The organism is Streptomyces sp. NPDC033177 (assembly GCF_055577715.1).
Map to the genome: position 1 here is coordinate 414618 of NZ_JBVIPS010000006.1, position 20794 is coordinate 435411.

The following is a 20794-nucleotide window of genomic DNA, read 5'->3' on the forward strand; positions in this document are numbered from 1 at the left end:
AGCCGGATGACCTGCGCCGTGCTGGCCTTACGCTTAGCCGAGCCTTACCTCAGTTCCCGCTCAGCCCCACCGACCCGAATCGAGCGCAGCCGATGCGTGTGCCAGCCCGACGCGCCGTCGCGATGACGGCAGCCGTCGTGGCCCTGCTGCTCGCGGTCCTGCTCAGCCTCTCCGTCGGCGCCCGCGCCATCGCACCGTCCGCCGTCGTCGACGCCCTGCTGCACGGCGGGCACAGCGACGCCGCCGACGTCATCCGCGAGATGCGGGTGCCGCGCACGCTCATCGGCCTGATGGTCGGCGCCGCGCTCGCCCTGGCCGGCACCGTGCTTCAGGGCATCACCCGCAACCCCATCGCCGACCCCGGCATCCTCGGCGTCAGCCAGGGCGCCTCGGTGGGCGTGGTCATGGCGATCGCGTTCGCGGGCGTGCACACCCTGACCGGATACGTCTGGTACGCCTTCGTCGGCGCGGGCATCGCGTCCGTCGCGGTGTACGCGATCGCCGCGAGCGGACGGGGCGGGGCGACCCCCGTGAAGCTCGCGCTCGGCGGCGCCGCGATCAACGCCCTGCTGGTGTCCGTGACCACCGGGATCCTCACCACCAAGGCATCGGCCCTGGACGAGTTCCGCTTCTGGCAGGTGGGCTCGCTCTCCGGGCGCGACGCGGAGATCGTCGGGCAGATCTGGCCGTTCCTGCTTGTGGGGCTCGTGCTTGTGCTGTCCGTCGCGCGGGGACTGGATGCGCTCGCCCTCGGCGAGGACGTGGCCAAGGGGCTCGGGCAGAACGTCGCGACCGTGCGGATCGTCGGGGGCCTCGGGGCGACCGTCCTGACCGGGGCGGGGGTCGCGGCGGCCGGACCCATCGCGTTCATCGGGCTCGCCGTCCCGCACATCGCTCGCGCGATCGTGGGCAGTGGGCATCGCTGGGTGCTGCCCATGGCCGCTGTCCTCGGGCCGGTGATGCTGCTCGTCTCCGACACGGTGGGGCGCGTGATCTTTCCGCCGAGTGAGGTTCCCGCCGGGGTGATGACGGCACTGATCGGGGTGCCGTTCTTGGTGACCCTGGTGCGCCGGAAGGCGGTGGCCGCGTGAGCGAGCGTTGTGGGCAGGCGTTCCGCAGGGCGGAACAGGTGGGCACAACCCCTGATGCGGGGCGCCCGGTGAAGCTGCGTCCAGCCGGATATGCCGTACTGCGGCTCGGGAAAGCCACGTTCCTTCTGCACCGCAGGGCAGCGGTGGCCGCCGTCGCCCTCGCCCTGCTGCTGGCGGCGAGCTGCCTCGCGTACCTCTGCATAGGCGAGTCCTTCGTCGCGCCCGGCGAAGTCCTGAAGGTCCTGACGGGGCAGCCATCCCCCGACGAGCTGGTCGTGGGAACGCTGCGCGAACCCCGCATGGTCGTCGGCCTCCTCGTGGGCGCCGCCTTCGGCGTCGCGGGCGGGCTCATCCAGACCGTCGCCCGCAACCCCCTCGCCAGCCCCGACATCATCGGCATCAGCCAGGGCGCGAGCGCCCTGACGGTCGGCGCGATGACCTTCGGGGTCACCTCCGCCACCGTCCTGCCGTATCTCTCGGTGCTCGGCGGTGTCGCCGCCGCCGCGCTCGTGTACGTCTTCGCCTGGCGCGGCGGCCTGCACGCCACGCGCTTCGTGCTCATCGGCATCGGCTTCGCCATCGCCCTGCGCTCCGTCACCACGCTCTTCATGACCAAGGGCGACTACCTCGTCGCCCAGCAGGCGCAGATCTGGATGACGGGCTCCCTCAACGGCCGCGGCTGGCCGGAGGCGTCGCCGCTCGCCCTGACCCTGCTCGTCCTGCTCCCGTTCGTGTTCTGGGCCGCCCGCGCCCAGCGCTCGGTGACCATGGACGACGACACGGCGACCGCGCTCGGGGTGCGCCTGGGACACGTACGCCTCGGGCTCGTGCTGCTCGGCGTGATCCTGGCGTCCGTGGCGACCGGCGCCGCCGGACCCGTCGACTTCGTGGCACTCCTCGCCCCGCAGATCGCCCGCAGGATGACCCGCACCGCGCAGATCCCGCTGCTCTGCTCGGCACTGACCGGCGCGCTGATCGTGGTCCTCGCCGACCTCCTCGCCCGGCGGCTCTTCTCGCCCACCGAGCTGCCGGTCGGCGTCCTCACGGCGGCCGTCGGAGCCCCGTACCTGATCTGGCTGATCGTCCGCAGCCGCTCCGTCCGCAATGGAGGCACCTCGTGACCGCCCCCGCCGCCCGCCTCAGCGCCCGCGAGCTGACCCTCGCCTACGAGGACCGCGAAGTCGTGCACCAGCTCGAACTCGCGGTGCCCGACGGCAAGGTCACGGTCATCGTCGGCCCCAACGCGTGCGGCAAGTCCACCACCCTGCGCGCGCTCGGCCGCCTCCTCAAGCCCCGCGGCGGCGCGGTCCTGCTCGACGGCGAGGCGCTCGCCAAGCTGCCGACCAAGAAGATCGCCCAGCAGATCGGGCTGCTCCCGCAGACGCCCGTCGCACCCGAGGCCATCACCGTCGCCCACCTCGTCGCGCGCGGACGCCAGCCGCACCAGCACTGGTGGCAGCAGTGGTCCGACGAGGACGAGCGGGCCGTGACCCAGGCGATGGAACGTACCGACGTCGCCGCGCTCGCCGAGCGGTCCGTCGACGAACTGTCGGGCGGCCAGCGCCAGCGGGTGTGGATCGCGATGGCCATCGCGCAGGAGACGGACATCCTGCTCCTGGACGAGCCGACGACGTATCTCGACATCGCCCACCAGGTGGAAGTGCTCGATTTGGTCCGCCAGTTGGCCGCCGACACTCAGGAAGGCGCCCGCGGCCGGACCGTGGTCGTCGTGCTGCACGACCTCAACCAGGCCGCCCGGTACGCCGATCACCTCGTCGCCATGAAGCAGGGCCGCATCGTCGCCGAAGGCGCGCCCGCCGATGTCGTCACCGAGGATCTCGTGCGCGAGGTGTTCGGTCTGGACTGTGTGGTGGTACCGGATCCCGTGACGGGGTCGCCCCTGGTCGTCCCCGGGGCCCCGTGGGCCGCCGACGCGCACCCGCACCCCTCGTCCAACCGAAAGGTGGCCCCCGGACCATGAGCACCAAGACCAGCTCCCCGCGCCGCTCCCGCGCCCTCGCCGCCGGGGCACTCGCCCTCGGTGGCGCCCTCGCGCTCTCCGCCTGCGGATCGTCGGACTCCGGCAAGGAGGACGCCCGTTCCGGCGGGACGCACGTCGTCAAGACCGCCATGGGTGACGTGAAGGTACCCGTCGCCCCGAAGCGTGTCGTCGTCCTCGACACGGCCGAGCTGGACTCCGCGATCACGCTGGGCGTGAAGCCGGTCGGCTCCACGCACGTCGAGGCGTCGTCGGGCTTCCCGGGCTATCTGCCCAAGGACAAGGTCAGCGGCATCAAGGACGTCGGCGAGATGCTGAACCCGAACATGGAGGCCATCGCGGCCCTCGAACCGGATGTCATCCTCACCAGCAAGATCCGGCACGCGGCGAAGTACGAGCAGCTCAAGCAGATCGCGCCGACGGTGATGACGGAGAACACCGGCTACCCCTGGAAGGAGAACTTCCAGGTGCACGCCGCCGCGCTGGGCAAGAAGGCCGAGGCGAAGAAGGTCGTCTCCGCGTACGACGCGCACGCCGAGAAGGTCACCACCGCCGTCGGCGGCCCCGCGAAGGCCAAGGCGACGGAGGTCAACGTCGTGCGCTTCGTGGAGGGCGCCGACATCCGCATCTACGGCGAGCAGACGTACGTCGCCACACTCCTCAAGGACGTGGGTCTGGGCCGCCCCGCCATCGCCGCCAAGGCCAAGGACGGCTTCTCGTACGACGTGTCGCCCGAGAAGATCGACCTCGCCGACGCGGACGTCATCTTCCGTTCCACGTACGGCGATCCGAAGAAGTCCAAGCAGACGCGGACCGTCGGCAGCAGCCTGTGGAAGAACATGGACGCGGTGAAGCGCGGCAACGTCCACACCGTCGACGACGAGCTGTGGATCCAGGGCATCGGCTACACGGCGGCGGACAAGATCCTGGACGAGATGCAGGCGGCTCTGACGAAGGAATGACGCAGGAATGGACGAACGAGGCGGCGCACTCCGACGTGGGGTCGGTGTGCGCCGCCTTGAGGGTGTACGGGCCGTGGTGTCGCGCGGCGGTCACTTGGGGTCGTCGTTGAACTTCGCGGTCGCCCAGAAGTAGCCGAGCAGGGTCAGCCCCAGGCACCAGCCGACGGCCAGCCAGCCGTTGTGGCCGATCTCGGTGCCGAGCAGGAGGCCGCGCAGGGTCTCGATGGCCGGGGTGAAGGGCTGGTACTCGGCGATCGGCTGGAACCAGCCCGGCATCGAGTCGACCGGGATGAAGGCACTGGACAGGAGCGGCAGCAGGATCATCGGCATCGCGTTGTTGCCGGCGGCCTCGGCGTTCGGGCTGACCAGGCCCATGCCGACCGCGACCCAGGTGAGGGCCATGGCGAAGAGGACGAGCAGTCCGAAGGCGGCCAGCCACTCCAGGACGGTGGCGTCGGTGGAGCGGAAGCCGATGGCCACCCCGACGGCACCGACGAGGACCACGCTCATGACCGTCTGGATCACGCTGCCGACGACGTGCCCGACGAGCACCGAGCCGCGGTGGATCGCCATGGTGCGGAAGCGGGCGATGATGCCCTCGGTCATGTCGTTCGAGACGGACACCGCGGTACCGATCACGGTGCTGCCGATGGTCATCAGCAGGATGCCCGGGACGATGTAGGCGATGTAGTCGGAGCGGTCCGAGCCGCCGATGCCCGCGCTCATCACGTCGCCGAAGATGTAGACGAAGAGCAGGAGCAGCATGACCGGCGTGAGCAGCAGGTTCAGGGTGAGGGAGGGGTAGCGCCGGGCATGCAGGAGGTTGCGGCGCAGCATCGTGTTCGAGTCGCGGACGGCGAGGGCGAGGGTGCTCATCGGGCGTTCTCCTCGGACTGGTTGGGCTGGTGGGGGATGGCGTCGGTGCTGGTGAGGGCGAAGAAGACGTCGTCGAGGTCGGGGGTGTGGACGGTGAGTTCGTCGGCCTCGATGCCCGCGGAGTCCAGCCAGTCGAGGATGGAGCGCAGTTCGCGCTGCGTGCCGTCGCTGGGGAGCTGGAGGGTGAGGGCCTCGTCGTTGCGGGTCGCTTCGGTGAGGGAGCTGCTGGCGTGCCGGTAGGCGTCGGGGTGGGAGAACCGCAGGCGTACGTGGCCGCCGGGGATGAGTCGTTTGAGTTCTTCGGAGGTGCCTTCGGCGGCGATCTTGCCGTCGTTCAACACGGCGATGCGGTCGGCGAGTTCGTCGGCTTCCTCCAGGTATTGGGTGGTGAGGAAGACGGTGACGCCGCTGGTGACGAGTTCGCGGATGATGGCCCACATGTTGTGGCGGGATCGGGGGTCGAGTCCGGTGGTGGGCTCGTCGAGGAAGATGATGCGCGGGTTGCCGACCAGGGTCATGGCGATGTCCAGGCGGCGCTTCATGCCGCCTGAGTAGGTGGAGGCGGGCTTCTTGGCGGCTTCGGTGAGGTCGAAGCGGGCGAGGAGTTCGGCGGCGACCTGGCGTCCCTCGCTTTTGGAGAGGTGGTGCAGGTCGGCCATGAGGAGCATGTTCTCCTCACCGGTGATCAGGCCGTCGACCGCGGAAAACTGCCCGGTGACACCGATCGCGGCACGCACGGCCTGGGGAGCGGCGGCCAGGTCGTGGCCACCGACGCGCAGGTCACCGGCGTCGGCAGTGATGAGGGTGGAGAGGATCTTCACGGCGGTGGTCTTGCCCGCACCGTTCGGGCCGAGGAGGGAGAAGACCGTTCCTTCCGGGACGGCCAGGTCGATGCCGTCGAGCACGGTCTTGTCGCCGTAGGACTTGCGCAGCCCGTTCGCGGCGATGGCCAGGTTCGTCATGAGGAGCGCTCCTAAAGGGCTGCGGGTCGGCTGTCGGGGGTGTCGGATGCTGAGTTGTCAGGTGCTGGGTCGTCAGTTGCTGCGGGCCGTGATGTCGCCGTAGGCGGTGGTCGCGTGGATGGTCAGGCCCGCGGTGGCGCCGTCGGCGTTCTGGAGCGAGTTGTGGATCCGGCCGTACGAGGTGCCTGCGTCCAGGGAGGCGGAGACCCCGCGGGCCGCGCCGACCGAGATCTCGCCGGACTCGGTGCGCAGGGTGACCGTGCCGTGCACGGCCTCGGCGACGGTCAGATCGCCCTTCTGCGTGCTGATCTCCGCGGGCCCGCCGAGCCGGCCGACCGAGATGTCGCCGGCCTGGAGGGCGAGGCGGGCGCTCGCGGTCTCGTCGAGCTTGACCGTGCCCTGCGCGCCCTCGAAGACGATGTCACCGAGCCGTCCGACGCCGCGGAGGTCGGCGGCGGCGGTCTTCGCCTCGACGTGGGATCCGGCGGGCAACTGGACGGTCACCTCCACCGATCCGGAGCCGTTGCCGAGGATGCGGTGCTTCGCCGGTGCGGCCTGGATGCGCAGGACACCGTCGGCGTACTCGACCGTGGTCTGCTCGGCCGCCGTCACGTCGTGGCTCTTCGATGCGCTCGCGGGCCGGACCTCGACCGCGGTGTCGGTCCGGTCGGCGGCGATGAGGCGGAGGTGGCCGGCGGGGATGTCGATGACGGCGGAGATCGGGGTGGGGGTGTCGAAGTTCCGCATGGTGTGTTCCTTCGGGTCGTCGTTGTTTCTGACATGAGAAAAGCTACGTTGCGTTCACGATTTCAGCAACACACTCGTTGCGCTTAGATTGTATAAGCGCAGCTCAAAGCAGCTTTTTCGTTGCAACAGACCAGAAGCGAATGCAACAGAGGGGACGCATTCGTTGCAATGGATTGCGAGTGAACGCTATGGTGAGGGCATTCGACGGGTACGAAGGAGATCGCGATGCCGGGCGGCAGACTCACTCAGCAGGAACGTCAGCAGATCGCGCTGGGGCTGGCCGACGGCCTCGCCTACGCGGAGATCGCCAGAAGTCTCGACCGGCCGACGTCGACGATCACGCGCGAGGTGATGCGGAACGGCGGCCCCACCGCCTACCGCGCCGACCTGGCCCACCGCGCCACCGAACGCCGCACCCAGCGGCGCAGGCAAGCGTCCCCCCGCGCGCCGGAAGCCGCCCCGCAGGCACATGGACGCGACGCCGAGGCCGTACGGGAGTACGAGGAGACGCTCACCACCGTCTTCATGCAGTCGGGGATGCCCAAGATGATGGCCCGGGTCCATGCCTGCCTCTGCACCACCGACTCGGGCAGCCTCACCGCGGCCGAACTCGTCCAGCGGCTCCAGGTCAGCCCGGCGTCCGTCTCCAAGGCCATCACCTACCTCGACGGGCAGGGCCTCATCCGCCGGGAACGCGACGAACGCCGCCGCGAGCGGTACGTCGTGGACGACGACATCTGGTACCAGTCGATGATGGCGAGCGCCCGCTCCACCGCCCACGTCGTCGAGACCGCGCGGCAGGGTGTGGGCATCCTCGGCCCCGGCACCCCGGCGGCCACCCGCCTCGAGAACATCGCCCGCTTCCTCGACTTCGTCAGCGAGAGCATCGCCCGTGCGGCGGACCAGGCACGCGAGGTGCTTCATGCGAAGCCGGAGGGGTCGGAAGGGGGTCCGGAAGGGGGTTCGGAGGGGGGTCCGGAGGGGGGTTCGGAGGGCCGCGGCTGACCGCGGCCCGTGGGCCTACGGCCGTCGGCGCTGAGATCTCCACAGCAGGTAGAGCGCGGAGGCGATGGCGGCGCCGCGTACCACCCACGGCCAGGTCTCGGCCATCGCGTCGCTCATGTGGCCCTCGCGGATGGGGTCGCCCCAGCGGCCCTCGCTCCTGCCCCACAGCCAGGTGATCCCGGCAGCCACGGACAGACCCGGAAGTCCGAGTGCGGCCCACTTCGCCTCGGCCCGGCTGAGCCTGCGCGAGGCGTAGGCGAGGAGCCAGCCGCCTCCCAGAGCAAGCCAGTTGCCCAGGATGGCACCCACGGTGAGGAGGGCCGCCGCGAGCAGGAGCAGGGGGTTGGTGAAGCGGGGTCCTGTGGGGGCGACGGCCGCGGTGACGGGCCTGCGGATGCGGATGCGGCGGCGACGCGTGGGAGCGGTGTCCTCCGCTTCCTCCCACTCCTCCTCTTCGTCCTCGTCGTCGTAGTCCTCGTCGTCGCCGGCCTCGCGCTTGTCTTCTTCGGGGCGCTTTTTCGGCGGGGGCTTGAGTATCTCCGGGATCTCTACGCCGCCGGTGAAGCCCGGGACGCTGTCGGCGAGGCCGAAGGGGCTGCTGTCCACCCGCCACCAGTCGGGCTCGGAGCCGGGGGCGCCGAGCTCGTCCGTGCTCGCGAGGTGCGGCGGGGAAGGCAGGTCCTCCTGGGGCGGCTCCGGCTCCTCCGCGGCCGGGCGGGGGCGGGGGACGACGCGGCGCAGGCGCTTGGGGCGTTCCTTCGGCTGTCCGGTGCGCTGGGTGGGGACGGCGGGGCGGGGCGTGCGGGGCGTGCGGGGCGTGCGGGTTGTGCGGGCCTTGGGCAGGTCGCGGTCACCGGCGTCGGCGGTGTCGGTGGCAGTGGGGCCGCTGCCGCCTGAGCCCGCGGCTTCGACCAGTTCCTCGGGGGAGCCCAGGCGGTCCAGGATGCGGCGTATCGCGGCCGGATTGTCGGCGGAGGCCTTCGCTCTGCTGCGGTCGATCTGGTTCCGCAGGTCGGATACGAGGCGCATGCGGGCGGCGGACGGCAGCTGGTGCTGCTGGGCCAGGTCGCCGACGCGGCTCAGATAGTCGAAGACGAGCTGATCGCTCTCGATCCCCACGAAGTCCCCTCCGGGGCGGCGCCGTTGGCCCGCCCTTTGTGCCCGGTAGCACGACCGTACCTTCTTCTGGCGTGGGCGCCTTGACCCCCTTCCTCCTTCCTTACGAACGAGCCTTCCCGCCCACCCGCCCGATTGCCCCGCGGTTGACCTCTTGACGAACTAGCCTTCCCGCCCACCCGCCCGATTGCCCCGTGGCTGAGCTCTTGGCGAACTAGCCTTCCCGCCCACCCACCCGTTTGCCCCGTGGCCGTCAGGAAGCACCGGCCTTGCACCGTGAACCGCTACCGTGAGCCTGATGAGCACCGACGAGCAGCCACAGCGCCCAGCGGACACCCCCCGGTCCCTCGCCGAGGCGCTTCGTTTCCGTGATGACGCGTCCCTCGGTGCGCTGCTCCACGCCCGCCCCGATCTGCTCACGCCGGTCCCGAACGACCTCACCCAGCTCGCCACCCGCGCGGCCACCCGCGCCTCCGTGGTCCGCGCGCTGGAGCGCCTCGACCGGTTCGCCCAGCAGGTCGCCGAGGCGCTCGCCGTGGCCCCGGAGCCGGCCACGTACGGAGAGCTGCACGCACTCGTGGCCGGGGACGAGGGAAGCGAGAAGAGCAGCACCGTCGAGGCCGCGCTGGGCCGCGCCCTCGCCACCCTCCGCGAGCAGGCCCTCGTCTGGGGCACCGACGACCGCCTCCGCCTGGTCCGCACCGCACGCGAACTCCTCGCCCCCGCCCCGCAGTACCCCTCCCCCACCGGCCTCGGCCCGACCGTCGCCGAGGCCACCGCGGGCATGTCGCCGAACCGCATGCAGGACATCGTGGCGGCGGCCGGGCTCCCCTCCACGCACGACGCGGTGTCCGCGGTCCGCTCGCTCACCGAACTCTTCACCGACCGCACCCGCATGTCCGCGCTCCTGGACGAAGCCCCCGCCGAGTCCGTCGAGGTGCTCTCGCGGCTCGTCTGGGGGCCGCCGTACGGGCAGGTCACCGCCGACCCGGCGCGCCACCTGCGCTGGCTCCTGGACCGCGGGCTGCTGCTTCCGACCGCGCCCGGCACCGTCGTACTCCCCCGCGAGGCGGCCCTGCACCTGCGCGCGGGCCGCGCCCACCGGGTGCTCGAACCCGCGCCGCCCGCCGTCGAGGCGCTGCGCGAACACCGTCCACAGGCTGTGGACGCGGCGGCGGCCAGCCAGGCGTACATGGCGCTCGACACGATCGAGGAGCTCCTGAAGGACTGGGACGAGGGCGGCCCCACCGTGCTCCGCGCGGGTGGCCTCAGCGTGCGCGACCTGAAGCGCACGGCGGTCGCCCTCGACCTGCCCGAACCGGTGGCGGCGTTCTGGGTCGAACTGGCCTACGCGGCGGGCCTCGTGGCATCGGACGGCGAGGCCGACGAGCGGTACGCGGCGACGCCCGCGTACGACGACTGGCAGGAGCTGCCCCCCGCCGAGCGCTGGTCGGTCCTGGCCACGGCGTGGCTGACGGCGACCCGCACGGCGGGCCTGATCGGCGGCCGTGACGGCAAGGACCGCACGCTTTCGGCGCTCGGCCCGCACCTGGACCGCTCGTCGGCGCCGGAGATCCGGCACCGCGTGCTCACGCTCCTCACCACGCTCCCGGACGGCGCGAGCCCGACCCCCGAGTCGATGCTGGCCCGCCTGCGGTGGGAGCGCCCGCCGCGCGGCGGCACAGGCACCTCCGGCAGCACCGCCCCCCTGGAGCTGCGCGCCCGTATCGCCCAATGGACGCTCAACGAGGCGGAGTTGCTCGGCGTCACAGGACGCGGGGCGCTGTCCGCGCACGGCCGGGCGCTGCTCGGCTCCGAGAGCGAGGACGACTCCGTGGGGACGGCGGCCCCCCACCCCTCCCCCGCCGAACTCGCCGCGTACGGCGCACGAGCCGCCCGGCTCCTCGCACCGCTGCTCCCCGAACCGCTCGACCACGTCCTGCTGCAGGCCGACCTCACCGCCGTGGCCCCCGGCCCGCTGGAGCGGCCGCTCGCCGAGACGCTGTCCGTGCTCGCCGACGTCGAGTCCAAGGGCGGGGCGACCGTGTACCGGTTCACGCCCGGCTCCGTGCGGCGGGCGCTCGACGCGGGCAAGTCCGCCTCCGACCTGCACGCCTTCCTCGCCGCGCACGCGCGTACGCCGGTGCCGCAGCCCCTTGCGTATCTCATCGACGACGTGGCCCGTAAGCACGGCCACCTGCGGATCGGCGCGGCGTCCGCGTACGTACGCTGCGACGACGAGGCGCTCCTCAACGAGATCCTGGCCGACAAGCGCTCCCAGGGCCTGCGGCTGCGCCGCCTCGCGCCGACCGTGCTCGCCGCGCAGGCCGATCCCGGGGCGCTCCTCGAAGGTCTGCGGGGCATGGGCTTCGCGCCCGCCGCGGAGAGCGCCGAGGGCGACGTACTGATCACGCGGGCCCACGCCCACCGCTCGCCGCCCCGCACCGCTCCCGAGCCGGTGCACGACGGGCCGCCGCTGCCGGACACCACCCTGATCGGCGCGGCCGTGCGCGCCATCCGCGCCGGTGACCTCGCCTCGACCGCGCCCCGCAAGGCGACCCCGGACAAGGGCGACGCGCTGCCGCGCACCACGGCCGCCGAGACCCTCGCCACGATGCAGGCCGCGGTCCTGACGGGCGAGGCGGTGTGGATCGGGTACGTCAACGCCGAGGGCTCCGCGAGCCAGCGCGTGATCGCCCCGATCCGGGTGGAGGGCGGCTTCGTCACGGCGTACGACCACACCGCGGACGAGGTCAAGACGTATCCGCTGCACCGCGTGACAGGGGTCGCGGAGCTGGCCGACGACTGAGCCGGGAGCCGAGCCACGAGCTGAGGCGGGGGCTGAGGCGGGAGCCGGGCGAGGAGCTGAGGCGGGAGCCGGGCCAGGGCTGAGGCAGGACCGTATGCGCGCGCCATGCGGCACACTGGACGTTTGGCTTACCGAAAGGGTGCGCGCGTGAATGGTCCCCTGATCGTCCAGTCGGACAAGACTCTCCTGCTCGAGGTCGACCACGAGCAGGCGGAGGCCTGCCGTCGTGTCATCGCGCCCTTCGCGGAGCTGGAGCGTGCTCCCGAGCACATCCACACCTACCGCGTGACGCCGCTCGGCCTGTGGAACGCCCGTGCCGCGGGGCACGACGCCGAGCAGGTCGTGGACGCGTTGGTGGAGTTCTCCCGCTATCCCGTGCCGCACGCGCTGCTCGTGGACATCGCCGAGACGATGGCGCGCTACGGCCGCCTCACGCTCTCGAAGCACCCCACGCACGGTCTCGTCCTGACCACCACCGACCGGCCGGTCCTGGAAGAGATCCTGCGGTCCAAGAAGGTGCAGCCGCTCGTCGGTGAGCGCCTCGACGCGGACACCGTCGCCGTACATCAGTCCGAGCGCGGTCAGATCAAGCAGACGCTCCTGAAGCTGGGCTGGCCCGCCGAGGACCTCGCCGGGTACGTCGACGGCGAGGCGCACCGCATCGACCTCGCGGAGGACGGCTGGGCGCTGCGGCCGTATCAGAAGCAGGCGGTCGAGGGGTTCTGGCACGGCGGCAGTGGTGTGGTCGTACTGCCCTGCGGCGCGGGCAAGACGCTGGTCGGGGCCGGTGCGATGGTCGAGGCCAAGGCGACGACGCTGATCCTGGTGACCAACACGGTCTCGGCCAGGCAGTGGAAGCACGAGCTGATCAAGCGGACGTCGCTGACCGAGGACGAGATCGGCGAGTACAGCGGTACGCGCAAGGAGATCCGCCCGGTCACCATCGCCACGTACCAGGTCCTGACGACGAAGCGTAAGGGCGTCTATCCGCACCTCGAACTCTTCGACTCCCGCGACTGGGGCCTCGTCATCTACGACGAGGTGCACCTGCTGCCCGCCCCCGTCTTCAAGTTCACCGCCGACCTCCAGGCGAGGCGACGCCTCGGCCTGACGGCGACGCTGGTCCGGGAGGACGGCCGCGAGTCGGACGTCTTCTCCCTGATCGGGCCCAAGCGGTTCGACGCTCCGTGGAAGGAGATCGAGGCGCAGGGCTACATCGCGCCCGCGGACTGTGTCGAGGTGCGGGTCAACCTCACGGACTCGGAGCGGCTCGCGTACGCGACGGCCGAGGCCGAGGAGAAGTACCGCTTCTGCGCCACGACGGCCACGAAGCGGAAGGTGACGGAAGCACTCGTCAAGAAGCACGCGGGCGAGCAGACGCTGGTCATCGGGCAGTACATCGACCAGCTGGACGAGCTGGGCGAGCATCTGGACGCGCCGGTCATCAAGGGCGAGACGACGAACGCGCAGCGCGAGAAGCTGTTCGGCGCGTTCCGGGAGGGCGAGATCTCCGTTCTCGTCGTCTCGAAGGTCGCGAACTTCTCGATCGACCTGCCCGAGGCTACGGTCGCGATCCAGGTGTCGGGAACGTTCGGCTCCCGGCAGGAGGAGGCGCAGCGGCTCGGTCGCGTCCTGCGTCCGAAGGCCGACGGCCATGAGGCCCGCTTCTACTCGGTCGTGGCCCGGGACACCATCGACCAGGACTTCGCGGCGCACCGGCAGCGGTTCCTGGCGGAGCAGGGGTACGCGTACCGGATCGTGGACGCGGACGAGCTGCTGGCAGACAACTGAGGGCCAAGGCGAGCGCCAGCAGGGGGTAGGGCGAGGCCAGCGGCTGCTGCCAGTCGGACAGTCGCAGGTCCGTTGCCCCCTGGTGGGGGACGAGCCACAGGGTGCGGGCCGTGAAGAGGGCCGCCACCGCCGCGGTCAGGCGGGGGCGGCCCTCCGCCATGAGCAGGACCAGGAGCGGTACGCACCAGATCCAGTGGTGGGACCAGCTGATGGGCGAGACCAGGAGCGCGGTGCCGGCGGTGAGGAGTACGCCGCGGGGCTCGCCGGGCTTACGGCGGGCCAGCCACAGCCCGGTGGCGGCGACGAGGACGGCGGGCACGGCCCACACGAGCCCTGGATGCGGGTCGTGCGCCACGCGGGCGATCAGCCCTTGCAACGACTGGTTGTCGACGATCCACGCTTTGCCGACGCGGCCCGTCTCGAAGAGCCGGTGGGTCCAGAAGTCGACGCTGGCGGCGGGCAGCACGAGCGCTCCGAGCGCGAGGGTGCCGGCGAGGGCGGCGGTGGCGGTGAGCCCTTCGCGTACGCGTCCGGTGATCAGGAGATACGCGATGAAGATTGCCGGGGTGAGCTTGATCCCGGCGGCGACCCCGATCGCTGCGCCCTTGCCCGGGGCGCCGGGAGGCCGGGTGAGGTCCCAGAGGATCAGACACGCGAGGGCGAGATTGATCTGCCCGAAGACGATCGTCTGGAAGACGGGCTCGACCCAGATCCCGAGGGCGGTGGCCGCGAGGAGGGGGGCGAGGCGGGTGGGGAGTCCGGCGAGGCGGCAGGAGAGGTGGACGAGGAGCGCGAGGAGAACGACGTTCCCGGCGAGGAAGGTGAGCTTGAGGGCGGGGAGGGGGAGCCAGGTGGTGGGGACGAAGAGGAGGGCGGCGAAGGGCGGATAGGTGGCCGGAAGCTTCCACTCGGTGACGGTGAACCCGTAAAGATCCCCGCCGCTCGCGACGGCGGCGCCTTCGGCCCGATAGACGAGGACGTCGGCCATGGGGATGCGCTGCACCAGACAGAGAGCGGCGAAGCCGACGAGAGAGACGGCGAGAAGCGCGACTGCGGGCGCGGGGTCCTTGACGCAACGTGACACGGTGCTCACGAACGGTACCTTCACGCCGGCGACCTTAGTGGATCTGAGGGCTCCGCCCAGAGGCAAGGCTGCGGGGTAAACGGGCGGACAGGCGGGAGAGGCCCCTTCGGCGAGCCCCCCGGCGGGGGCATAAATCGGTGGCCCCGCCACGTGGCGTGGCATAAGATGCCCGGTCTGCCCGCGTGCCTCGCGCCCGCCACCGCCCGGACGGCAACCGGCCGGCCCCAGACCCCGTACCCCCTGCCGGAGGCAACCGTGCACGCCCAGCCCGACCCGCTCTCCCGAGAGCGGAACCACCTCGCCGCCTCCCGCTCGGCCCTCCGAGCCATGCGCGAGGACGCCGAAGCGCTCGACATCCGCGACGTCACCGCGAACTGGGTCAACGCCGCCGTCCTGCAGAGCCAGCTCGACGAGCGCATCAAGTCCCTCGCCGACCTCTCCCACACCCCGCTGTTCTTCGGGCGGCTCGACTACCTCCACGCCCCCGGCGCCGACCAGGCGGAAGGCGCGCAGGGCGAGCAGTTCTACATCGGGCGGCGCCACGTCCACGACTCCGACGGTGACCCCATGGTCATCGACTGGCGCGCCCCGGTCTCGCAGCCCTTCTACCGCGCCTCGAAGAAGGCGCCGATGGACATCGCCCTGCGGCGGCGGTTCGGATACACGGGCGGCGACCTCACCGCGTACGAGGACGAGCACCTCAGCGACGCCGACGAGGCCGAGCAGACCAGCAAGCTGCTCCAGCAGGAGATCGAGCGGCCCCGCGTGGGCCCCATGCGGGACATCGTCGCCACGATCCAGCCCGAGCAGGACGAGATCGTGCGCAGTGATCTCGGCGGGTCCGTGTGCGTCCAGGGCGGGCCCGGCACCGGGAAGACCGCCGTCGGCCTGCATCGCGTCGCCTACCTGCTCTACGCCCACCGCGACCGCCTGGCCCGGACCGGGACCCTGGTCATCGGGCCCAACAAGTCCTTCCTGCATTACATCGAGCAAGTGCTGCCGGCACTGGGCGAGTTGGAGGTCAAGCAGGCCACCGTCGACGACCTCGTCGCCCACGTGGAGGTACGCGGGGCGGACGAAGCCGCCGCCGCCGTCGTCAAGGGCGACGCCCGCATGGCCGCCGTACTGCGCAACGCCCTGCGCTCCCATGTCTCCATGCCCGACGAGCCCGTCGTCGTCGTGCGCGGCTCCCGGCGGTGGCGCATCCCCGCGTACGAACTGGAGGAGATCGTGGGCGAGTTGCTCGCACGTGACATCCGGTATGGGGCCGCCCGTGACGCCCTGCCCCAGCGCATCGCGCACGCCGTGCTCGTACGGATGGAGCAGGCCGGCGAGGCCCCCGACGACCGGGTGCAGGACGCCGTCGCGCGCAACGCCGCCGTGAAAGCCGCCGTCAAGGCCGTGTGGCCGCCCGTCGATCCCGCCAAGCTCGTGCTGCGGCTGCTCTCCGACGCCGATTTCCTCGCCGCGCACGCGGAAGGGATCCTCGATCCCGACGAGCAGAAGCTCATCCTCTGGGCGAAGCCCGCGCGGAGTGTGAAGGCCGCCAAGTGGTCCGCTGCCGACGCCGTGTTGATCGATGAGGCCACTGATCTCGTCGCCCGGACCCATTCCCTCGGGCATGTCGTCCTCGACGAGGCGCAGGACCTCTCCCCCATGCAGTACCGCGCCGTCGGCCGCCGCTGCACCACCGGCTCCGCCACCGTCCTCGGCGACCTCGCGCAGGGCACCACCCCGTGGGCGACCCGGAGTTGGGATCAGGCCCTGGAGCATCTGGGGAAGGGGAACGCCGTGGTGGAGGAGCTCACCGCGGGTTTCCGTGTGCCCCGGGAAGTCATCGCGTTCGCCTCCCGGCTGCTTCCCTCGATCGCGCCGGGCCTCGCCGAGGTGAAGTCCGTGCGTGAGTCGCCCGGTTCACTCGTGGTGCGCAAGGTGACAGAGAGGGACGCCGCCTCGGTCGAAGCCTCTGTCGAAGCCTGCGCGGAGTCCCTGCGGCAGGAAGGTTCCATCGGGCTCATCGCCGCCGACGCCCGCGTCCCCGCGCTCGCCGAAGCACTCGGCGCCGCGGGGATGACGTACCTCTCGCCCGGCGAGGAGACCACCCCCGACACCCGGCTCACGCTCGTGCCCGCCTCCCTCGCCAAGGGACTCGAGTACGACTACGTGGTCCTGGACGAGCCCGCGGCCGTCGTCGACGGCGAGCCCGACGAGCGGACGGGCCTGCGGCGCCTGTACGTCGCCCTGACCCGAGCCGTCTCGGGGCTCACCGTCGTGCACTCGGCCGCGCTTCCCGAACAGCTCGCCGGCTAGCCGCGGGTCCCGGAGCCGTCCGCCGCGGCGCCGGCGGACGGCAGGTGCGTGACGACGAGGACGAGGCCCGCGAGCGTCACGATCCGGGTGGCCGCGTCCAGGCCGTTCCAGTCCTCCGACTGCCACATGGCGAACCATTCGCCGCCGATCCCGATGAAGCCCGCCCCGAAGAGCAGGAGCACCATCAGGAGGCCGACCGTGCCCGCCCGCCGGGCCCGGCGCAGTCCCTGGGGGCGGCGCAGCGCCCCGCCCCACAGGACCGTCGCGGCGATGAGGACCAGCGCCGCCAGGGTCTCCCAGACGATGATCCCGACGTACGCGATGTCCTGCAGCGTGGTGGACTCCACCGCGCGCCACATCAGGTCGTCGTCCTTGAAGGTGGTGTCCATCGCCAGGACATGGCGCACGAACTGCTGATTGGTACCGAAGTCGGTGATGTTCCCGAACGCCACGAGTGCGATGTAGAGCGCCACCGTCCCGGTGAGCAGCATCGCGGCGACGGGCAGCGCCCCGGCCGCGAGCATCCGCTCCGCGGGACGCGTCCTGCTGGCTGGTTTCGGCATGAAGTCCCCTCCCTGTCCGTCCAGTTGTATCGCGTCCCGCGCGTCAGCCCCACACCGCGCCCGCCCGCGCGCGTCGCGTACGGGCACGGCGGTCAGGCGTCCAGCGCCTCGCGCCACGTACGGACCGCGTCCGCCGAAACCGGTGCCGCCCAGCCGTCGGGGCGCGAGGCGCCTCCGATGTGGAAGGCGTCGACGCCCGCGGCCCTGAGCCGCGGCAGGTGGTCGAGGCGCAGGCCGCCGCCGATCAGGATCTGCTGCTCGTAGCCCGGTTCGCCGGACCGCGCCGCCTCGTCGAGCAGCGTGGTCATGCCCTCGTCCACGCCCGTCGCCGCGCCCGCGGTGAGGTAGGTGTCGAGGCCGGGCAGGTCCGCGAGCTGCTTGCGCAGGGAGTCGCGGTCGGGGGCCCGGTCGATGGCCCGGTGGAACGTCCAGCGGCAGCCGTCGAGCGCGCCCACCACGCTCTCCACCGCGGCCAGGTCGGGGCCACCCGTCTCGTCGAGGAAGCCCAGGACGAACTCGTCGGCGCCCGCGCTCCTGAGCTCGCGCGCACTGCGTACGAGAGCGTCGACGTCGCCCGCGTCGAAGCCGTCCGCGAGGCGCAGCATCACGCGCAGGGAGATGTCCACGGCGGCGCGGATCTCGGCAAAGGTCTCGCGGGACGGGGTCAGGCCGTCCGCGGCCATGTCGGTGACCAGCTCGAGGCGGTCCGCGCCTCCGGCCTGAGCGGCGACGGCGTCCTCGGCGTCGAGGGCGATCACCTCCAGGACTGCACGCTTGCTCATGGATGTCTTCCTTCGGGTCCGGGGCCGCGGGAGCGGGCGACGCGGTGGCCTTGAAGCAGCCACACATAGGTCTAGTCCAATTACCCAGCCTACGCGCAGATCACCCCGGCGCGCCCCCACCGCACCGGGGTGATCGAAGAGACATGTACACGTCGATCTTGCCGGGGGTTCAGGCGAACGCCCCTTCGGCGTTCAGCTCAAAGGCCCCCGGGCTTTCAGCTCAGCGGCTTGAACCCCCTCAGGCGCAGGCTGTTGCCGACCACGAAGACCGAGGAGAACGCCATCGCGGCGCCCGCGATCATCGGGTTCAGAAGGCCCGCGGCGGCCAGCGGCAGCGCGCCCACGTTGTAGGCGAAGGCCCAGAACAGGTTGGACTTGATCGTGCCGAGCGTGCGGCGGGAGAGGCGGATGGCGTCCGCCGCCGCGCGCAGGTCTCCCCGTACGAGGGTCAGGTCGCCCGCCTCGATCGCGGCGTCCGTGCCCGTGCCCATCGCCAGGCCCAGGTCGGCCTGGGCGAGCGCCGCCGCGTCGTTCACACCGTCGCCGACCATCGCCACGCTCCGGCCCTCGGCCTGGAGGCGCTTGACCACGTCGACCTTGTCCTGCGGCATGACCTCGGCGATCACGTCATCGGGCGCAATACCCACCTCGGCGGCCACCGACTCCGCGACCGCCTTGTTGTCGCCGGTGAGGAAGGTGGGGGTCAGACCGAGGGCGCGGAAGCGGCGGATCGCCTCCGGACTCGTCTCCTTGACCGCGTCCGCGACCTCCAGGACCGCCCGCGCCTCGCCGTCCCAGGCCACCGCGATGGCCGTACGCCCTGCTGCCTCGGCCGCCGCCTTCGCCCGCCCGAGTTCGACGGGCAGCGGGATCGCCCACTCCTTCAACAGCGCCTCGCGGCCGACCAGCACCGCGTGGCCCTCGACGATGCCCTGGACGCCGAGACCCGCGACGTTCGCGAAGTCCTCGGGGGTGGGCAGCTCGCCGACCTTCTCTGCGGCACCCGCGGCGACGGCCTGGGCGATGGGGTGCTCCGAGGAGTGCTCCAACGCGCCCGCCCGACGCAGGACTTCGAGCTCGCCGACGCCCTCGGCAACGTGCGTGGCGAGCAGGGTCATCTTGCCGGTGGTGACGGTGCCGGTCTTGTCCAGGACGATCGTGTCGACCTTGCGGGTCGTCTCCAGGACCTCCGGGCCCTTGATCAGGATGCCGAGCTGGGCGCCGCGTCCGGTGCCGACCATGAGCGCGGTCGGTGTCGCGAGCCCCAGGGCGCAGGGGCAGGCGATGATCAGTACGGCGACGGCCGCGGTGAAGGCCGCCGTCAGTCCTGAGCCGTTGCCGAGCCAGAAGCCGAGGGTGGCGACGGCGAGGGCGATGACGACCGGCACGAAGACCGCGGAGATCTTGTCGGCGAGGCGCTGGGCCGCCGCCTTGCCGTTCTGCGCGTCCTCCACCAGCTTGGCCATGCGGGCGAGTTGGGTGTCGGCCCCGACGCGGGTGGCCTCGACGACCAGGCGTCCGCCGACGTTGAGGGTGGCGCCGGTGACGGAGTCGCCCTTGGCGACCTCGACCGGCACGGACTCGCCGGTGAGCATGGAGGCGTCGACGGCGGACGCCCCCTCGACGACCTTGCCGTCGGTGGCGATCTTCTCGCCGGGGCGTACGAGGAATCGGTCGCCGACCTTCAAGTCGCTCACGGGGATGGTCTCTTCACGCCCGCCGCCCGCACCGTCACGGATGACCGTGACGTCCTTGGCGCCCAGCTGGAGCAGTGCCTTCAGGGCGGCGCCCGCCTTGCGCTTGGAACGGGCCTCGAAGTAGCGACCGGCCAGAATGAAGGCGGTGACGCCTGCCGCGGCCTCCAGGTAGATGTTCCCGGCGCCGTCCGTGCGGGCGATGGTCAGCTCGAAGGGGTGCGTCATGCCGGGCGTGCCGGCCGTACCGAAGAAGAGCGCCCACAGCGACCAGATGAACGCGGCCGACGTGCCGACCGAGATCAGTGTGTCCATCGTCGCCGCGCCGTGCCGCGCGTTCGTGTACGCGGCCTTGTGGAAGGGCCAGGCCGCGTACGTCACGACCGGTGCCGCGAGCGTCAGGGACAGCCACTGCCAGTACTCGAACTGCAGGGCGGGGATCATCGCCATCGCGACGACGGGCAGGGAGAGCAGGACGGCGGTGATCAACCGCTCGCGCAGCGGCCGCAGTTCATCGTCGGCACGCCGTTCGTCGTCGGCCGGGCCCTGCTCCTGCGCGGCGACCGGTGCGGGCTCCTGCGCGGTGTAGCCGGTGGCTTCGACGGTGGCGATCAGGTCCTGTACGGCGATGTCCTGGCCGCGGTAGCTGACCTTGGCCTTCTCGGTGGCGTAGTTGACGGTCGCCTCGACGCCGTCCATGCGGTTGAGCTTCTTCTCGATCCGGGCGGCGCACGAGGCGCAGGTCATGCCACCGATGGCTAGCTCTACTTCTGCCACCTCGGTGGTGCCGGGTGTGGTGGTCATGGCTGCGGGCTCCTTGTGACGGGGGTACCCGGGGCGGGTACCTTCGACCTGGGCCCCTTTATACCCCTGGGGGGTATCGATCGCAAGAGCCACCCCGGGCTTGACTTGATACCCCTAGGGGGTATCGTCAAGACATGAAGGGCGGGCCGTGCCTCTCCCGCCGACTCTCCACCCGACCCCTCCACCCGACTCATGGGAG

General features: G+C 71.5%; 15 protein-coding genes and 1 pseudogene. 8 read left to right on the plus strand and 8 right to left on the minus strand.

Going from position 1 to position 20794, the window contains the following annotated elements:
- Window positions 1-92 precede the first annotated feature (92 nt).
- The 4 genes from ACZ5U5_RS22785 to ACZ5U5_RS22800 are packed head-to-tail and all read left to right on the plus strand — an operon-like array spanning window position 93 to window position 4052.
- Complete coding sequence (locus tag ACZ5U5_RS22785) at window positions 93-1091, plus strand: FecCD family ABC transporter permease (protein ID WP_469024544.1); 999 nt, start codon at window positions 93-95, stop codon at window positions 1089-1091.
- Window positions 1092-1129: 38 nt separating this feature from the next.
- Window positions 1130-2212, plus strand: coding sequence for a FecCD family ABC transporter permease (locus ACZ5U5_RS22790; protein ID WP_469025008.1), 1083 nt, complete (start codon window positions 1130-1132; stop codon window positions 2210-2212).
- Window positions 2209-3072 (plus strand): ABC transporter ATP-binding protein, encoded by an 864-nt coding sequence (locus ACZ5U5_RS22795; RefSeq protein ID WP_469024546.1) that lies wholly within the window; start codon window positions 2209-2211, stop codon window positions 3070-3072. Before ACZ5U5_RS22790 ends, ACZ5U5_RS22795 begins: the two co-directional genes overlap by 4 nt.
- Window positions 3069-4052, plus strand: coding sequence for an ABC transporter substrate-binding protein (locus ACZ5U5_RS22800; protein WP_469024549.1), 984 nt, complete (start codon window positions 3069-3071; stop codon window positions 4050-4052). Before ACZ5U5_RS22795 ends, ACZ5U5_RS22800 begins: the two co-directional genes overlap by 4 nt.
- Window positions 4053-4142: 90 nt before the next feature.
- On the opposite strand, the gene ACZ5U5_RS22805 is transcribed toward ACZ5U5_RS22800, so the two are convergent.
- The 3 genes from ACZ5U5_RS22805 to ACZ5U5_RS22815 all read right to left on the minus strand — a co-directional run bounded on the left by ACZ5U5_RS22805 (window position 4143) and on the right by ACZ5U5_RS22815 (window position 6637).
- Window positions 4143-4928 carry an ABC transporter permease gene (locus tag ACZ5U5_RS22805; protein WP_469024551.1) on the minus strand — a complete coding sequence of 262 codons (786 nt, stop codon included), beginning with the start codon at window positions 4926-4928 and terminating at the stop codon, window positions 4143-4145.
- The gene (locus ACZ5U5_RS22810; protein ID WP_469024553.1) at window positions 4925-5890 is read right to left on the minus strand and encodes an ATP-binding cassette domain-containing protein; all 966 of its coding nucleotides are present in this window, start codon (window positions 5888-5890) and stop codon (window positions 4925-4927) included. The genes ACZ5U5_RS22805 and ACZ5U5_RS22810 overlap by 4 nt, the downstream gene beginning before the upstream one ends.
- Window positions 5891-5962: 72 nt before the next feature.
- Window positions 5963-6637, minus strand: coding sequence for a DUF4097 family beta strand repeat-containing protein (locus tag ACZ5U5_RS22815; protein ID WP_469024557.1), 675 nt, complete (start codon window positions 6635-6637; stop codon window positions 5963-5965).
- 225 nt (window positions 6638-6862) lie between these two features.
- On the opposite strand from ACZ5U5_RS22815, the gene ACZ5U5_RS22820 reads away from it, so the two are divergent.
- The gene (locus ACZ5U5_RS22820; protein WP_469024560.1) at window positions 6863-7642 is read left to right on the plus strand and encodes a GbsR/MarR family transcriptional regulator; all 780 of its coding nucleotides are present in this window, start codon (window positions 6863-6865) and stop codon (window positions 7640-7642) included.
- A gap of 15 nt (window positions 7643-7657) precedes the next feature.
- Here ACZ5U5_RS22820 and ACZ5U5_RS22825 read toward each other — a convergent pair whose 3' ends face one another.
- Entirely contained in the window at window positions 7658-8761 is a 1104-nt protein-coding gene (locus tag ACZ5U5_RS22825; protein ID WP_469024563.1) for a hypothetical protein, read from the minus strand.
- Window positions 8762-9056: 295 nt separating this feature from the next.
- On the opposite strand from ACZ5U5_RS22825, the gene ACZ5U5_RS22830 reads away from it, so the two are divergent.
- Complete coding sequence (locus tag ACZ5U5_RS22830) at window positions 9057-11567, plus strand: helicase-associated domain-containing protein (RefSeq protein WP_469024565.1); 2511 nt, start codon at window positions 9057-9059, stop codon at window positions 11565-11567.
- A gap of 147 nt (window positions 11568-11714) precedes the next feature.
- Entirely contained in the window at window positions 11715-13358 is a 1644-nt protein-coding gene (locus ACZ5U5_RS22835) for a DNA repair helicase XPB (RefSeq protein ID WP_469024568.1), read from the plus strand.
- A 271-nt stretch (window positions 13359-13629) separates the two neighbouring features.
- Here the strand turns inward: ACZ5U5_RS22835 and ACZ5U5_RS22840 are convergent.
- Window positions 13630-14604 (minus strand): annotated as a pseudogene (locus ACZ5U5_RS22840) (glycosyltransferase 87 family protein); the annotation flags it as partial.
- A 3-nt stretch (window positions 14605-14607) separates the two neighbouring features.
- Here ACZ5U5_RS22840 and ACZ5U5_RS22845 point away from each other — a divergent pair.
- On the plus strand, window positions 14608-16752 hold the full coding sequence (locus ACZ5U5_RS22845; protein ID WP_469024570.1) for a HelD family protein: 2145 nt from the start codon (window positions 14608-14610) through the stop codon (window positions 16750-16752).
- Here the strand turns inward: ACZ5U5_RS22845 and ACZ5U5_RS22850 are convergent.
- The 3 genes from ACZ5U5_RS22850 to ACZ5U5_RS22860 all read right to left on the minus strand — a co-directional run bounded on the left by ACZ5U5_RS22850 (window position 16749) and on the right by ACZ5U5_RS22860 (window position 20595).
- A complete protein-coding gene (locus ACZ5U5_RS22850; RefSeq protein ID WP_469024572.1) occupies window positions 16749-17315 on the minus strand; it encodes a DUF2165 domain-containing protein in 567 nt (188 codons plus the stop codon). The two genes, ACZ5U5_RS22845 and ACZ5U5_RS22850, sit on opposite strands and share 4 nt — an antisense overlap.
- Window positions 17316-17407: 92 nt before the next feature.
- Window positions 17408-18097 carry a copper homeostasis protein CutC gene (locus tag ACZ5U5_RS22855; RefSeq protein WP_469024574.1) on the minus strand — a complete coding sequence of 230 codons (690 nt, stop codon included), beginning with the start codon at window positions 18095-18097 and terminating at the stop codon, window positions 17408-17410.
- 215 nt (window positions 18098-18312) lie between these two features.
- Window positions 18313-20595, minus strand: a complete 2283-nt coding sequence (locus ACZ5U5_RS22860) for a heavy metal translocating P-type ATPase (protein ID WP_469024576.1) — start codon at window positions 20593-20595, stop codon at window positions 18313-18315.
- Between the last annotated feature and the right edge of the window lie 199 nt (window positions 20596-20794).